Below are 15,726 nucleotides of genomic sequence, written 5' to 3' on the forward strand. Positions count from 1 at the left end.
CTTTTAATATTACACAATGGCTCGAGATGAAAATCTTCCTAGCTATCTACTTTATATTATTTTCGGGTGTTTTTGCCAACCCACAAGCACCTTTTGAAGTAAAAAGTAAACTTACTGGAGATTCTCTTACTCAACACTTCCAAATATTTGAAGATTCTAAAGGGGATGCAAGTTTTGCATCAATTCAGGAAGCAAATTTCAAGAATCTGGACTCGATAACCAATCTAGGGTATTCATCATCTGTTTTCTGGCTTAAGCTCACTGTAGAAAATACATCTGACAAAAAAGTGGATTGGTTTTTGGTTTCAGATTCACCAGTGATCGATTTTATAGAATTGTATTCACCTGATTCTGAAGCTCCACTCAAAACTCAAGGGGATCGAGTATCTTTTCACACAAGAGAAATCAATTACCGCACTCCAATCTTTTCTATGGAGCAAGATCCGACATCGCAATCCATATACTATATAAAAATTCAATCCCAGAGTACGATAGCATTAGGTTTCTTTGGATATTCCAATGACGAATTGATCAATTTTATTATCAATGAGCAGATTGTTTATGGGATCTACTATGGCTGGGTTCTCGTTATGATTCTGTACAATTTGTTCTTATATATTTCAACAAGATACAAATCGTACCTATTTTATGTGTTATTTATATCATCCTTTGCAATGTTTCAATTTATATTGAATGGTTTTGCATTCCAATATTTCTGGCCAGAATCAACAACTTGGGCCAATCTAAGTCTGCTACTATTTATGGTTCTTGCAAATATGTTTGGATCATTGTTTACAGTCAATTTTCTCAAGACTCGAACTACAGTTTTTTGGCTCTATCGAATCTATCAAATAGTCTGGGCAATCGGTTGTATTGTTTTTATTTCCATGTTTATCCTGCCATATTCACTAGCGATTAAGATTGCTTCTGTCTTCACCGCTTGCGTCGCAACTCTCATGTTTGGTGATGGAATCTATGCGATCACAAGAGGAATCAAGGTAGCCAAAATTTTCCTTACTGCTTTCTCCGTGTTGATCATCGGTGCGATTCTTTACGCGTTGAAATCTGCTGGAATTCTCCCATCCAATCCATTTACGAATTGGACCATTCAGATCGGAAGTTCTATTGAAGTAGCGCTTCTTTCTCTGGGGCTTGCTAACAAAATCAATGAGTTAACGGGAGACATTGAAGTTCGCGTTAAAGAATTGAATGAAACCAATCAAAAACTCTTCACATCCGAGAACCGCTTTCGCGAACTCTTTCACGGTGTAGGGGATATGATTTTTGTATTAGATCACAATTGGAATTTTATTGATATGAATCGAACTGTAACTAGGCATCTCGGATTCAAGCCCGAAGAAGTTCGAGGTAAAAATATTCTAGAATTTATTTATAAAAGTAAAGATATAAAAGATACTTACAATTCCATTTTTGTTCTAGAAAAGCTGGAAGAATTGCTTGATACTGGCAAACCTGTCGACTTTCAGGCTGAATTTCGCCAGAAGTTTGTGATGGAACCAAAAGAATTGTATGTTAAGTTACAACATGTTCAGTTGGATGAGAACAAAGAGATACTTGGAACTGCTTCTGTTCTTGTGGAAGATGTGATTGGACGTTATCTGACTAAAGAAAGAATCAGCTTCAAGATCAATAATTATTTGCGTAATGCAGAAATCATAAGCCAAAAGATTACAGCGCATATTTCCAAATTCTCCGATGGCGATACCATGCTTGGTGTAAGAACTTCACTTCGTGAAATCATCATCAACGCAATTGAGCATGGCAATCTCAATATTAGTTTTGATGAGAAAACACAAGTTATGGCGACTGGGAATTATCTCCAATTCATCCAACAGAGACAAGTAGATCCAAGATACAAAGATAAATTGGTTACCATCGAATATGTATTAGATTCTAAGAAAGTAGCTTTCCGAATTACAGACGAGGGCAAGGGTTTCGATCATAAGAAAATGATGGAAGCCAAGATGGAGAAGTTAAATGAAGCCAATGTCCAGCATGGACGAGGAATCATGATGACACGTGATGTATTCGATATAATCGAATACAATGATAAGGGCAATCAAGTGAGCCTAGTTAAGTATTTTCGTTAGGTGAGGATTTTTTTAAGAAGGAAATTTTCTTAATTATAAGGGAATCTTCAAACCATAAACTAAAAAGTTAGAGCCGCAAGGTGGAGTTGGTGGACAATACACTCCATAAATTCCGGAACGATGGTGAATTCGAACAAATAATTTCGAGTTGTCGAAATATTTTGGCAATCGATAATCAACTTCAAACATAAGATAGTTTAACCAAGGTTTGGTCTCAAGATCATCTAAGTTGAACTTGCCTTTGTCTATACCATATCTCAATTCTTCTAACCTAGGTGTTTTGGAAGCAATAGATTGTCCTTCACCCAAGGCAATGCTAACGGGAAGGCCAAAAATATCAGGAACTCTTGCAATAGCTACTCCAACAACCTCACTATGGCTCATAGCTCCCGAATGGATTCCAACAAGTCCTTCCAATTCAAATTTGAATATAGAATACTTCCAGTCTAACTCTCGATTTACTCCTAATGCCCAGAGATTGGATTGTTTGTATTTGAAATCCAATTTATACGATATGGGCATTAGATCTGAATTTACATAGATTCCACCAAATCCAACTAAACGATAATCAGAAGAAAATATTGATTCAGCTTGAAGGTGAGTTGTGAATAATAATGGAATTAAAATATATGACCATCGAAATTTAAAACTGATACGAAATATTAAGCCCATAAGTAAAAAAGCATTATATTAGTCGGAGGGAATATGTCGAGTTAATTTTTTATTGTTAATTTTCCAATTGATCTGAATTATATTTGCCCATTTGACGTTTGAGTACTTTGTTTTCGGTGCAGTAAAAAGTTTCTAATACAAAATGTCGGAAATGAATAAAATATTAGTGAGATTTCGTAGGATTATTCGTTGGCTACACTTTCTTCCTATTATTGGAAATATTTTATTTATAAGCTCTTCCCTGATCATAGTAACCTAAAGTTAGTAATGATAAATCTAATTCAAGAAAATTTGTGGAATTATCTTCGAATACTATCTAATTTGATAGGTGTTATTATTCCGCTAACAACTGTAGGACCTCCTAAATCAAAAAAAAAGTTGAGTAAAAGAAGATACTTTAGAATTTTTACATTTGTATGAGAAAGTTTATCACTTCTGGAACACTTTTTATTCTTGTATTTTTTTCTAATTGTATTCCTTTTAAAGAGAACATATTTGATCCTAATTCTAGTTTAAGTTTGCTATACGGACTTCTTCTTTTGAACCGCTCTGACACTGGAAGCGACAATCAAGGAATCAATTATTTTGTAGTTGATATAGAAATATTAGATGGATCAGAGAGATTCAATGGGCAAGAAATCTCTCGTCCATTCGTTAGAGTAACGAAGCTTCCAGAAAGTGAAGATTCTGGCTACCCGGATAGCCCAGTTTTAGAGACGGAATTCTCAACCGGAGAATTTATTGGAACTTTTTGGAATTCTGGGGATGGCTTGGTTCGTCTTTATATGAAAGACGCCGGTAAATATCGTCTGGATTTGTATACTGATTTGGTGAACCGAGTTCATTCAGGAGTGTATTTTCTCGAAGTAAAACCTGAATTCACATTAGAGAATCTTAATGTTATCGGAGTTACGATTTCAGGTTATGCAACGAATTTTCTTAAGACATACCGAGAAATAAGACAAGGTGATATTTATTCTCTGGATTGGAAGGATCAGTTTGTTGCGAGCGCTGGAAGTTTTGGAGGAACGAATTTTTTTAAATCCTACTTTATACTGAATCGAGATTTTTATATAGATTCGACTGTTGTCCGTTCTGCCTATTATCCGGGTATTTTTTATAGCATCGACGGAGAAAACTGGGAGAGTATTTTTCTATCTGAGTTCAAGGCGACTCTCGTATTAGATTCTGGCGGGGCATCAATTTTTTCCAGTAACTTTGGAACAGCGACAGGTACGGATCAAGAATTATTTCTCTTGATGAACAAATACAATGGGGAGATCAATGAGTCAGACCTTGCAAGTCAACATCTTGTCCGAATTCCTATCAGTAATCCGAGATCCTATACAGTGCAGACAATTACACCGCAACTTGGAGGCTATCGAATTTTTACAGAGTATCCCATTTTCACAGATGGAACTCGAATTGTTTCTGGCGAGATCCTTATTGGATCTTCTACAGTGGCTTTATTTTCTAGTGATCTTAATTTATCATCAAAGCTTGCCCTCACTCCACCAGGAGGAGATTCCGTAAATGATTTTCTAGATTATTCAGGCACTTATCCAAATCCGAATCCTCTTCGTTCTGTATTTATGCAAGACTCCAACATTTATAGTGTAGGACTTGCAATTAACTACGGTTATATTAATGTTTCTGGATCAAATGGTACTTCTACTTATTCCAGTTCAGATATATTATTTACAGCCAATACTTCATCTGTTTTTGGGACGAGAAATTTCCTATTTAAGGATCATGATGGATCTTCTCCAGTTCGACTCGCAGTTCTCGGAGCCTTACCAATCAAAATTGCAAGTCCAGGAACTCCTTTGGTATTTCCTACATCTACCGCGCAAGGTCCGACATTTGTAAAAGAACTTGGAACAACTGGACTGTCTCAGTTGCAAACTTTACGAAAAATTCAAAGTTCGGATAACCGTGCTTTGATGGAATATGATTTGACTGGTTCTGGATATTCTACCACTAGAGTCATGTTCACAGGTGGTGTTGGATTCCAGGAAGTTCAAACAAACACAAGTAAATTTCGACCATTACCGAGCAATTATTCAGAAATTAGTGTGCCTAGTGTAGCATCGAATAATTTTGGAGTTGCAGATGATAAATTATTACTCGCTTATATTCCTATATATTCAACGCCTGCTGGCAATCGAGCTGAAAATGTCATTATCATGTCTAAGAATTTAGATGGAACAAGTTGGACAGATTGGAAAATTCTTGATTTTGCTCCATTTATTCGGTAAATATTTTTTTTGGAAGTTAAATAACTAATAATTGTTAATTGATTGAGATGTTCCGTTTTGAATTGATTATAAGTAAATTCTAATATAGCCGATTATTGAGTCGTAGCTATCAATGATCTTTGTTCGGTTTATTTTTCATTAACATTAAATGCTACAGTAAATGCAGTAATATCATCTTCGTAATTTTCCTGACCTAGAAATCCTTTTAGTTCTTCACGAAGGGCTTCGATGATTTCCTTGGGTTCATATTCTGATGACCTTGTAAGAAAATCTTCCAATCTCTCTTCACCGTAGAATTCACCGGATTGATTCATGCATTCAACGATTCCATCTGTATAGAGGAATACAATATCGCCCTGAGATGGATAGATTGTTGACTCTTCAAAATTTGCATTGGGAAGCACACCCAAAGGCTTGCCGATAGTTTTGTGTTCTTGAATTCTACCTTTGCTTACATGATAGAATGGCGGATGTCCAGCAGTTGTATATTTGAGAGAATTTTTCTGAGGATCAAGTTCGACAATACAAGCTGTCACGAAATTATTTCCAATTATGGAATATAGAGAACTATTGATTCCTTTCATAATTCGAGAAATTCCTACATTCTTCTTCATCTCGCTCTGGAATACCATTTTTACCATGGATGCGATGAGGCATGCTGGCACACCATGCCCCGAGACATCACAAATAAATATATATGTCTTATCATTTTTCTCGTAGATATCATAGAAATCTCCACCGACTTCATCTAGTGGAATGTAGAGTGCCGCAAAATTGTATCCTTTAATATCGGGCAGTTGCGTTGGCAATAATTTACTTTGAATATCTCGAGCGAGTACAAGTTCTTTTTGTAACTGTAACAGACGTTTGTTTTTTTCTAGTTGAAGGTCTGATTTAACAAGAAGGTTCCGAATTCGTGCAAGTAGTTCCAGTGGCTGAAAAGGTTTTGATATATAGTCATCGGCACCCTTATTGAAACCTTCGATTTTTCCATCTAAATCGTTCAGCGCAGTTAGTAGAACAATGGGAATGGAACGCAGATTCGGATCTTCTTTTATCATTCGAGTGAGTTCGAAACCATTGTATCCGGGCATCATCACATCGGAGAGAATAAGGTCTGGTCTTTCTATTTGAGCTTTTTTATAACCGTCGAGTCCATTTTTTGCTGAGACAATATGATAGTGATCATGCAATAATTTTTTGAGTAGATTGAGCATGTCCTGATTGTCTTCGACGACAAGAATTTTTTGCAGAAGATTGTCCATTTGCTCTTCGTCAATAATTTCTTTTTCTTGGGACAGACTATCTAAGACTTGCATGGAAAAAGAAGATCCACTATCTATATTAAGAGCTGGTTCCAGATCTCCTATTTTATTCTCTATTCGATTTTTAGTTTCTTGTGAGTTTGATTTTTCTATTTGATTGATAGGTAAATAAATTCTAAATTCCGATCCTTCATGCAATACGCTGTTTACTTCGACATAGCCATCTTGAAGTTCTGTTAATTCCTTAACCAAGGATAAGCCGATTCCAGAACCTTCATAATTTCTCTCTTTGGACATATCCAATTGATTGAATCTTTCGAAAATGGAATCCAATTTATCTTCTGGAATTCCAATACCGTTATCAGCAATTGTTATACACGCATATTGCTTTCCATTCGAACGAATCGTTTCCTTAAGACTAATCCAAATTTTTCCATTCTTGGGTGTGAACTTATATGCATTCGATAAAAGGTTTGCTATGACTTTTTCTGTTTTGTCAGGATCAATCGGTGCAGTAATGGAGTCTTGAATATCTATTTCTAATTGAATATCTTTGGACTCTGCACTGATTCGAAAATGCGATGTAAGCCCGTCGAGTAAGCTTGAGATATTGGTTGGAATTAAGCGAATCGACATCAATCCTGCTTCGATTTTAGCATAATCCAATAAGTCATTAATCAGTTTTAGTAATTTAATATTGTTGCGATGACTCGTATCTAGCAATTCTCTCGTTTTCTTATCGAGTTTACCCTCCATTGCTTTTTCTAAAGGAAGCAGGCTGAGAGTGAGTGGAGTCCTTAGTTCATGAGTAACATTTGCAAAAAAAGAAGTTTTCATTTTATCTATCTCTAACAAACGCTTGTTGGATGCGGATAGTTCACGAGTTCGTTTCTCCACTTCGAGTGAGAGATTCTTGGTAAGATATTCCAGCTCATTATGAACATGGGCAAATTTAATTGCCATAGCAAATGAAATCGTAATGATAAATGCAAGAAAACCGCTATCCACAAATTTAATATTGAGATTGAGAATTCTAAGATAGTTCAATATATCATTAATACTTGCCAATGCGAAGATTACAAATCCAAGTAGGATTACGATTGATCCAATTTTTTTGTCTCGAATTCCGCGAAATAAATAGTAGATGGGGTAGACTAATGATATCACTAGTAAACCTAGAAGTATGGGAAGAAAAATATCATTGTAGGTAGAGAAGTTGTCTGGACCTGTAACATTCAGTGCAACGGTCATGATTTCTAAAAAGACAGAAAATCCCATGATAAGATAAGCAATCGAATGCTTTCTATACTCGAGAAATCGATGGAAGAAGAGGATAACCCATATAGGAAGTAAGGTAACAGAGAGTGAAGTTCCGAAATAGTAAAACCAGAAATTATCCCATACCCAATAGGATAGTGTACTAAAACTTAGATTGAATATTGCTAATGTGAAACAGAGTAAGAAATAATATAGATACTCTTTGTCCTTGGGTCTTGCGACATACATTATGAAATGGTAGATTCCAACAAAAAGAAAGATTGCAATTAGAATTGTATTCCAGAGTAGATAGCGAAGAAATTTTTCTTGTACTCTATCTTTTTCCCCGATGTAGATGTCGCTTAGATTGAAGCCTCCGACGGAACCATAACTTCCAACTCTTACTAAGACGGTATTTTTGCCTTTGGGAAGAATGAACTCTTTGGGCAGAACATACATATTCATCTGAGTGGATCTGCGGGCAATGGATCCATCCGGATTGAATTCACCTACACCATCGATGAATTTACCATTTAGAAAAACTTGATGTGCGAATGCAGTGTTCGGAATCATAAGTCCGAGATCCTGATTCGCCAAACTTCTATAGAGTCTAAATTCTAATTTATACCAGATGGGGCCGTCGTGCTGAATACCTATATTTTTCCAAATACCTGGAACTGTGATTGGCTCCCAATTCCCAGCTGAGGGATCAGGGTTGTAATTTTTGCCTGTTTCTTTCTTGTGAGACCAAGTCCCTGTAAGGTGGTAAACTTTGGTTGATTTTTCTAGATAGATGGTTCCATTCTCTACGACTCCTTGAGACAAAATTATTGTCGGAACGAAGTAGAGAAGGAAACCTAGAGTAAGTTTAGATGTTTGGATTTTCCAAAACAAGTGCTATTCCTTGGCCTCCACCAATACAGAGAGATGCAACTCCATACTTCACACCTCTTCGTTTCATTTCGTACGCAAGTGTGAGGGATACTCTGTTACCAGATGCACCGAGTGGATGTCCGATCGCTATCGCTCCACCGTTTACATTAGTGATGTCGGGCTTAAGTCCGAGTTCTTTCTGAACAGCAAGATATTGAGCCGCGAAAGCTTCATTGACTTCAACCAAACCAATATCATTGAGGGTAAGTCCTGCCATGTTGAGAGCTTTTGGGATAGCAAGTGCTGGACCGATTCCCATCTTTGCTGGGTCGCATCCGCTATGACCAAAACCTTTTATGATAGCAAGAGGTTTCGCTCCAATTTTCTTAGCATAGGATTCACTAGCAACTAACACAGCACTTGCGCCATCATTGAGTCCAGAAGCGTTGCCTGCTGTTACGGTTCCATCTTTCTTAAAAGCTGGCTTAAGAGCAGGAAGTTTATCTTTGCATGCAACTCCACGAATGAATTCATCTTGTTCGAAGCTGATTGGTTTTTTGCCTGGAATCTGAACTGCTACAATTTCTTGCTTAAGAAGACCATCTTGTGTTGCTTTTTCTGCTCTAGATTGAGATATAAAAGCCCATTCATCTTGTTCTTCTCTTGAGATTTTATATTGGTCAGCAAGATTTTCGGCAGTACTTCCCATTGGTAGTTCAACATATAAATCTGTCAGACCTTGAGCGAGACTATCTTCAAATTCGGTATTGCCGTATTTGGAACCCCAGCGTGCATTTCGTACTACATAAGGAGCTTGGCTCATTGACTCAGCTCCACCAGCAAGAACCAAGGACGCTTCTTGCATAAATATTTTTCTATAAGCCTGGATAATGGATTCCATTCCGGATCCACAGAGACGATTCAATGTGAGAGCTGGAGAATTGATGGGAACTCCCATTTTGAGTCCGATATGACGAGCAAGATAGATTGCATCTTTGCTTGATGGAACTACATTTCCCCAGATGGATTCTTCAATATCCTTAGGATCAACACCTGATTTCTTCATTGCTTCATTTCCTGCAATGACTCCGAGGTCAATTGCGGATATATCTTTGATGGTTCCACCAAAAGTTCCAAAAGCTGTTCTTGCACCGTCGAGTATGTATATTTTTTCCATGATGTATCCTTTATCTAAAACGATGCAAAAAAGGAAAATCAAATGTAGGATGCAGGCTTTCGTTTTTTGCAGAAAAGTTAGAAAAATCTGTTGCTTTTTTAAGGTTTTTTATAGTACGATTTGCCATGAATTTGAATAGAGAGCCATTTTTTGGTTGGAATCCTCCCGTATTTTCCGCACAAATCGCAGCTTCTGTGTCTTTTGGCATAAGAAAAATGTACAACTTAGACCAAGTCGATGAGATTCCTCTGACGGCTGTGGACTCTAGCATTCACAAAGGATTGAAGCTCATCCATAGAGGGGAAGGTCCAAAAGTAGGCAAAGGATTGATCGTTGGATCAGTTCGAATGGGCTATGGTCATCATCGAATGGCTCTGTCTGCTTTTTCTCATTCTATAGCAAAAAAAATCCCAACCTATCTACACGATCTTCTTGCAATCGATTCACCAGAATCTCGGGCTATTGGGGATGTGGACGGAGTGTACAGTTACTTCAGTCGTTTGTCGAGTGATATGGGTGGACCTATGGAATGGGCATGGGGTAATATCACCAATTCGGGGAATGCATCATCTCTCTATCTATCAACAGTTCTTGCAAAAGAATATAAGAAACTAATGAATGATATTCCGCATGACAATCCTGTTATCACAACTTATCCGCTCAATGGTCAGATAGCAGTTGAGGCAGGTTTCAAAAACGTTGTCCACCTAATCTGTGATAACCATCCTCAACATTATCTATTGGTTCCAGGAGCTTTGAACTTAGTTCAGACTGAACACAATCTCAAAGGTTTTCTTAAGATGGGAGTGCCTAGGGAAAATTTAGAACTTGTTGGTCATTGGATATCGGAAGACATTCTACGAAATGTAACTGAGGATTCGGATATTCGAATCAAGCGAACTCGCAATAGATCTCCAAAAAGATTCTTGATCCCCATTGGTGGAGCAGGTGCTCAGAAGAATTATCTCACTTCGCTCATTGAACTTTCAGCAGATCGATTGAAAGAAGGTGAATTCAAATTCTTTATCAATGCGGGAGATCATGAACATGTTTACAAGCATTTGGTTGAAACCTTAGAGCGCAAAGAGATCGAATACGAAAGCATACGAAGTTGGAATGATCTAAAGGAATTTGTCGCAAAAAATAAACTTTCCGATAAAGAAGATTCTAAACTAAAACCGGTTGCATTATTTCATTTTCTTACACATTCGGAAGGATTCTCCGCAACGGATGTTTTGATTCGCATATCAGATGTTATGGTAACAAAACCATCCGAGCTTGCTTTTTTCCCAATACCTAAAGTTTTTATCCGTAGGGTAGGCGATCATGAAGAAAAGTCTGCATTGTATTCACTTGATCTCGGTGAAGGCAGTGTTGAGTGTAGAGAAGCGAGTCATGCTTACGACATTATGCTACTTTTTGTCAAGAGTCCAGAAGTATCGCTTCGTATGAACGAATGTGTGATCTCGAATGCACAGAAAGGTATTTACAACGGAAGCAAGAAAGCAGTTGAGATTGCTATGAATCTAAAGAGCTGATCGCAAAATTTTGCCAAGCTCATTGATTCATTCGAGCCGCTTGAGGATTTTTATTATTTCCGGATTTTTTGCATTCTATAAGACTGGTAGCCAATGAAGTGGTTATCCGTCTTATTCAAAAATTTAGGTCCAGGCTTACTCTATGCAGGTGCTGCTGTTGGAGTGAGCCATTTAGTTCAATCCACTCGCGCAGGAGCGATGTATGGTTTTGATCTTGTAGCTTGCGTTCTTATTGTAAACCTCCTCAAATACCCATTTTTTGAAATTGGAACTCGTTATACAATCGCTACTGGAAACGTTCTGCTAGAAGGCTATAGAGACTTGGGAAGATTTGCTGTATGGAGTTTTCTTGCAATTACTGTAGGTACGATGTTTATCATCATCGCTGTAGTAACCATGGTAACTGCAGGTCTAGTACATAATCTAACGGGAATTAGCTTGGAGATATGGCAATGGAGTGGAATCATTTTATTGTTCTGCACTGTTCTGCTCGTAGCTGGAGAATATAAATTATTGGATAGAATCATCCGGATTGTGATTTTATTGCTCACGATATCTGTGATTGTCTCACTTGGTATGGCAATTTATGGAGCACCAACTCAAGAGGGCGAAGCCAAAAGCTTTATGTGGACACTTGATTCGGATATTGTATTCTTAGTCGCATTACTTGGTTGGATGCCAATTCCTATTGAGGCAGCTGTGTGGCAGTCAGATTGGACAATTTCTGCCAAGGGCAAAGACGGTAAACTTCCTAGTTTAAAATGGGCGCTGATCGATTTTCGTGTAGGCTATTGGGGAACAACAGGACTTGCAATCATCTTCTTGTCGTTAGGTGCAATTATGATGCATGGAAGTGGAGAAGATTTCTCAACCAATGCTGTGACTTTTTCTGACCAACTCGTTCAACTCATTAGCAAGAACTTAGGTGCATGGGCATATCCTTTTATCGCAACTGCGGCTTGTCTTACAATGTTTAGCACGACTCTAACTTGTCTGGATGCATACCCTCGCGTTGTATCGAGAACACTACAGGTTCTCTATCCTGAGAAAAAATTGCCTTTTACCAAATCCTATTGGATAATGATTCTATTGGTTGTAAGTGGTGCAATTTTTATATTGGCAAATTTCCGTGAAAATATGCGAACGATGGTGGATTTTGCAACGTCAGTATCTTTTCTCACAGCACCGATATTGGCTTTTATGCATTTCAAAATAGCCCAATCTACTAAAGTAAGTGGCGTTCACCCATTGAGTCGCTGGATGAAAATTCTATCGTATCTGGGTTTGATTTTTCTTACCTTATTTGCAGTTTACTATTTGTATCTAATTCTGAATAGATCAGCCTAGCAGATATTAGCTGTGAGTTTATTTGGTGCCATATACCCTGTAATTTTTCTCTTGATAGGACTTGGATTGAGTTTGCATTTTGGCGATGGGAACACAATGAACGGCCCAAGTCAAGTTCTACTCATTGTAGCAGGCTTACTTGCCATCTCACCAAATATCTGCAAGATCTATTTGCAAAAGTTTAGCCTAAATAGAAATTTACCATTTAGCGACAATATTCCGAACCAGAATTCAAATCAATTATTAAGTTCAAATCCAAATCAAAAAACAAATCAATTACCAACTCTATTTCAAAATTCGAATCTCAATCAATCAGAGGCAAAAGTAAGTTTATTCCTCCGCAACTGTTGGAAACAAATTTATGATAATATCAAAAATGTATCCATTGCAATAAAGATACTTCTGTTAGTTGGTGCATTGATTGGATCTTGGTCAATGTCTGGCATTCTGCCAAACTTGATTCTTCTTGGACTGAATACGATTCGTCCAGATCTATTTCTTGTTGGAGCATGTATTGCATCTGCTATTATCAGCATCGCTTCAGGAAGTTCTTGGTCAACCGCTGGCACAGTTGGAGTTGCACTAATGGGCGTAGGCGAAGTATGGAATTTTCGTCCTGAATTGGTTGCGGGATGCATTCTGTCAGGTGCTTATTTTGGTGATAAATTGTCTCCGCTTTCGGATACGACCAATCTTGCTTCTGGTATAACAAAAGTTCCGCTAGTTAGTCATATCCGTTTTATGATTCCGACAACATTACTTTCATTATCTATAAGCTTGGTAATTTATTATTTCCTGGGCTTGGATAATGTATCTGATTCGAAAACATCCTTGGATATAAGAACCTTACTTGAATCAATTTATACATTGAATGTTTATAGTATAGCTGTTCCAATCGGTGTCTTGGTTCTTGTCATGTCGGGTATATCAGCAATTCCTTCACTTTTTATGGGAATTATTGGAGGAATCATAATCGCAATTGCGATTGTTAGCCAAGAATATATCGTAATATTCGAAAGTTTATTATTTGGTTATACATCCAATATCGGAGACCCTAAATTGGATTCACTTCTCTCTGGTGGGGGAGTGATTGCTATGATTCCTACAATTTTGATTATACTTTCTGCGATGGTCTTCGGTGGCTGCATGCAAGCTAGTGGGAGGATGCAAAGAATCATTGATGAGATTCAAAAAATTGTTCATAGTGAGCGTGCACTTGTATTATCTACAATGGGATTTTCTCTATTCGCAAATCTAACGACATCAGATCAGTATCTGTCGATTGTGATACCAGGTAAAACTCTACGTGATAGCTATGATGAGATGGGCGTTGATCGCAAAATTCTAGCTAGGTGCTTGGAAGATTCTGGAACCATTACTTCTGTTCTGATTCCTTGGAATTCTTGCGGTGCCTTTATGAGCACAAGCCTGGGTATTGCAACAATAAGTTATTTACCATTTTGTTTCTTTCATTGGATTCATATTGTTATTTCTGTTGGGATTGTTGTGTTTAGGAAACCTCATAGGATTCTCAAAAGTGATTGACAAAATATGTGAATAATTTTTCATGAATAGTAGATGGTATTACGAAATTGATGAATAAACTAAAAATATCAAAGCTATTCTTTTTTGGTTTAATCATTCTGTCTTTTCTATGGGCTGAGTTATCATTCAATTTCCAAGATTTTGATTCTAATTCCGCAGAATTAGAATTTTGCTCTGAAACCAACCAAACCGTTCAATTTTTCCTCCTAGAACCGAATATAAATGAAGAAAGTGAAACGCACTCTTCTTATTCTGATGATTTTATCTCTCTTGCTAACAATCTAAGAATTAATAATCTAGCATTCAATATTCAAACTTTTGATTTTAGACTGTATTCTTTCGGTAATTCTCTTCTCATCTATTCTCTCGGATCTCGCGCTCCGCCAATTTCTTAATCTAAAGACTTCTATCAAATTTTAGCTGTGCTATTTTCTAAGATTCTTTCTGAAGATACACGACTATCTTATTTATTTCAACTTTGATCCGAAATATTAGGTTCATGAGTTGTATTGCGAGTTTATCCATAACATTGGGAGAACACAATGTATCTATATCGTAATCATTTAGTTAGGTTTTTGAGAATTTTATTTATCCGAGTTAACATACTTCCATCAATTTTAATAATTTTTTTAATTTTAAACTGTGGCAAGAAGCATGAGGAGGAAAAAGAAAAACTGAAAGTAGTAAATCCTTGGAGGCAGGATATATCCATAGAAAAAGTATATGTTGCGAAAGTGAAAGCAATCCAGCGAATCGAGCTAAGAGCTTTTGAGAAGGGTTATTTAACTAATATCTATGTGGATGAAGGCAAACTTATAAAGAAAGGGCAAAAAATGTTTCAAATCATGCCTATCCTTCTGCGTTCTAAATATGAAAAAGCGAAAGCCGAATATGAAGCGTCGCAAATTGAATTTGATAATACAGAAATACTTTTTAAAGAAAAAATAATTTCCAACGCTGAATATGCGACAGCCAGAGCTAGGTTAAAAAAAAGTAAAGCCGAAATGGATCTTGCAAAGAACCATTTAGATTTAACAACCGTTTACGCACCATTTACAGGGATTATGGATAGATTTCAAGTTAGGCTTGGAAGCTTTCTTGACGAAGGGGCACTTCTTACAACCCTATCCGATGTTTCTAAGTTATGGATATACTTTAATGTTTCCGAGAAAGATTATCTAAACTTTCAGAAAAGAAAAAAGTCAACTGATGAAAATACTAAAGTTCGATTCATGATGGCTAATGGCGAGGAATTCAGCCAGAAAGGATATGTAGATACTATCGAAGCTGAATTTGATAGCGAAACAGGAACAGTTCCCTTTCGAGCAACTTTCAAAAATCCGGAACGATTACTCCGTCATGGAGAAACCGGAAATGTAATTCTCGATGAAGTTATTTCAGATGCTTTGATTATTCCTCAAAAGGCAACATTCGAAGTTCTGGATCATCACTATGTTTTCGTTGTTGATGAGAAAGGAAAGGTTAGCACGCGTGAAGTTGAAATTGCTAATGAACTCCCTCATTTATTTATAATTAAGGCAGGGCTTACTGATACTGATAGAGTACTCATTGAAGGAATTGGTAAGATCCGTGATGGAGAATCAATTAGTATTCAACTAGAGTCTCCCGAGGAAGTGATGAAAGGGCTTGAGCTTGTTGCTCATTAGGATTGTTTTCGGAGGA

Annotated in this window: 10 protein-coding genes; 7 read left to right on the forward strand and 3 right to left on the reverse strand. The window is 37.1% G+C overall.

The features are described 5' to 3' along the window. Window positions 1–26: 26 nt before the first annotated feature. A complete protein-coding gene (locus O4O04_RS05320) occupies window positions 27–2,111 on the forward strand; it encodes a 7TM diverse intracellular signaling domain-containing protein (protein WP_272534680.1) in 2,085 nt (694 codons plus the stop codon). Between the two features lie 33 nt (window positions 2,112–2,144). On the opposite strand, the gene O4O04_RS05325 is transcribed toward O4O04_RS05320, so the two are convergent. Beyond that, window positions 2,145–2,783, reverse strand: coding sequence for a hypothetical protein (locus O4O04_RS05325; protein ID WP_272534681.1), 639 nt, complete (start codon window positions 2,781–2,783; stop codon window positions 2,145–2,147). Between the two features lie 416 nt (window positions 2,784–3,199). On the opposite strand from O4O04_RS05325, the gene O4O04_RS05330 reads away from it, so the two are divergent. Continuing rightward, on the forward strand, window positions 3,200–5,041 hold the full coding sequence (locus O4O04_RS05330; protein WP_272534682.1) for a hypothetical protein: 1,842 nt from the start codon (window positions 3,200–3,202) through the stop codon (window positions 5,039–5,041). 128 nt (window positions 5,042–5,169) lie between these two features. Here O4O04_RS05330 and O4O04_RS05335 read toward each other — a convergent pair whose 3' ends face one another. Both O4O04_RS05335 and O4O04_RS05340 read right to left on the reverse strand, forming a co-directional pair. Next, entirely contained in the window at window positions 5,170–8,457 is a 3,288-nt protein-coding gene (locus O4O04_RS05335; protein WP_272534683.1) for a SpoIIE family protein phosphatase, read from the reverse strand. Continuing rightward, a complete protein-coding gene (locus O4O04_RS05340; RefSeq protein ID WP_272534684.1) occupies window positions 8,432–9,613 on the reverse strand; it encodes an acetyl-CoA C-acetyltransferase in 1,182 nt (393 codons plus the stop codon). Before O4O04_RS05340 ends, O4O04_RS05335 begins: the two co-directional genes overlap by 26 nt. Before the next feature lie 125 nt (window positions 9,614–9,738). Here O4O04_RS05340 and O4O04_RS05345 point away from each other — a divergent pair, with 125 nt between their 5' ends. From O4O04_RS05345 to O4O04_RS05365, 5 genes are all read left to right on the forward strand, one after another. Then, window positions 9,739–11,151 (forward strand): DUF6938 domain-containing protein, encoded by a 1,413-nt coding sequence (locus tag O4O04_RS05345; protein ID WP_272534685.1) that lies wholly within the window; start codon window positions 9,739–9,741, stop codon window positions 11,149–11,151. A 93-nt stretch (window positions 11,152–11,244) separates the two neighbouring features. Beyond that, window positions 11,245–12,498 (forward strand): NRAMP family divalent metal transporter, encoded by a 1,254-nt coding sequence (locus O4O04_RS05350; RefSeq protein WP_272534687.1) that lies wholly within the window; start codon window positions 11,245–11,247, stop codon window positions 12,496–12,498. Window positions 12,499–12,510: 12 nt separating this feature from the next. Then, window positions 12,511–14,043 (forward strand): Na+/H+ antiporter NhaC family protein, encoded by a 1,533-nt coding sequence (locus tag O4O04_RS05355; protein WP_272534688.1) that lies wholly within the window; start codon window positions 12,511–12,513, stop codon window positions 14,041–14,043. Window positions 14,044–14,093: 50 nt separating this feature from the next. Next, window positions 14,094–14,438, forward strand: a complete 345-nt coding sequence (locus tag O4O04_RS05360; protein WP_272534689.1) for a hypothetical protein — start codon at window positions 14,094–14,096, stop codon at window positions 14,436–14,438. A 147-nt stretch (window positions 14,439–14,585) separates the two neighbouring features. Further along, a complete protein-coding gene (locus O4O04_RS05365; RefSeq protein WP_272534690.1) occupies window positions 14,586–15,710 on the forward strand; it encodes an efflux RND transporter periplasmic adaptor subunit in 1,125 nt (374 codons plus the stop codon). Window positions 15,711–15,726: the final 16 nt, after the last annotated feature.

The sequence above is a fragment of the Leptospira sp. GIMC2001 genome (assembly GCF_028462125.1).
Lineage (GTDB): Bacteria > Spirochaetota > Leptospiria > Leptospirales > Leptospiraceae.

Bases quoted from the DNA above. Each gene is read 5' to 3' on its own strand.
- O4O04_RS05325 (WP_272534681.1), bottom strand. From the start codon at position 2,783: ATGGGCTTAATATTTCGTATCAGTTTTAAATTTCGATGGTCATATATT.
- O4O04_RS05330 (WP_272534682.1), top strand. From the start codon at position 3,200: ATGAGAAAGTTTATCACTTCTGGAACACTTTTTATTCTTGTATTTTTT.
- O4O04_RS05340 (WP_272534684.1), bottom strand. From the start codon at position 9,613: ATGGAAAAAATATACATACTCGACGGTGCAAGAACAGCTTTTGGAACT.
- O4O04_RS05320 (WP_272534680.1), top strand. From the start codon at position 27: ATGAAAATCTTCCTAGCTATCTACTTTATATTATTTTCGGGTGTTTTT.
- O4O04_RS05360 (WP_272534689.1), top strand. From the start codon at position 14,094: ATGAATAAACTAAAAATATCAAAGCTATTCTTTTTTGGTTTAATCATT.
- O4O04_RS05365 (WP_272534690.1), top strand. From the start codon at position 14,586: ATGTATCTATATCGTAATCATTTAGTTAGGTTTTTGAGAATTTTATTT.
- O4O04_RS05345 (WP_272534685.1), top strand. From the start codon at position 9,739: ATGAATTTGAATAGAGAGCCATTTTTTGGTTGGAATCCTCCCGTATTT.
- O4O04_RS05350 (WP_272534687.1), top strand. From the start codon at position 11,245: ATGAAGTGGTTATCCGTCTTATTCAAAAATTTAGGTCCAGGCTTACTC.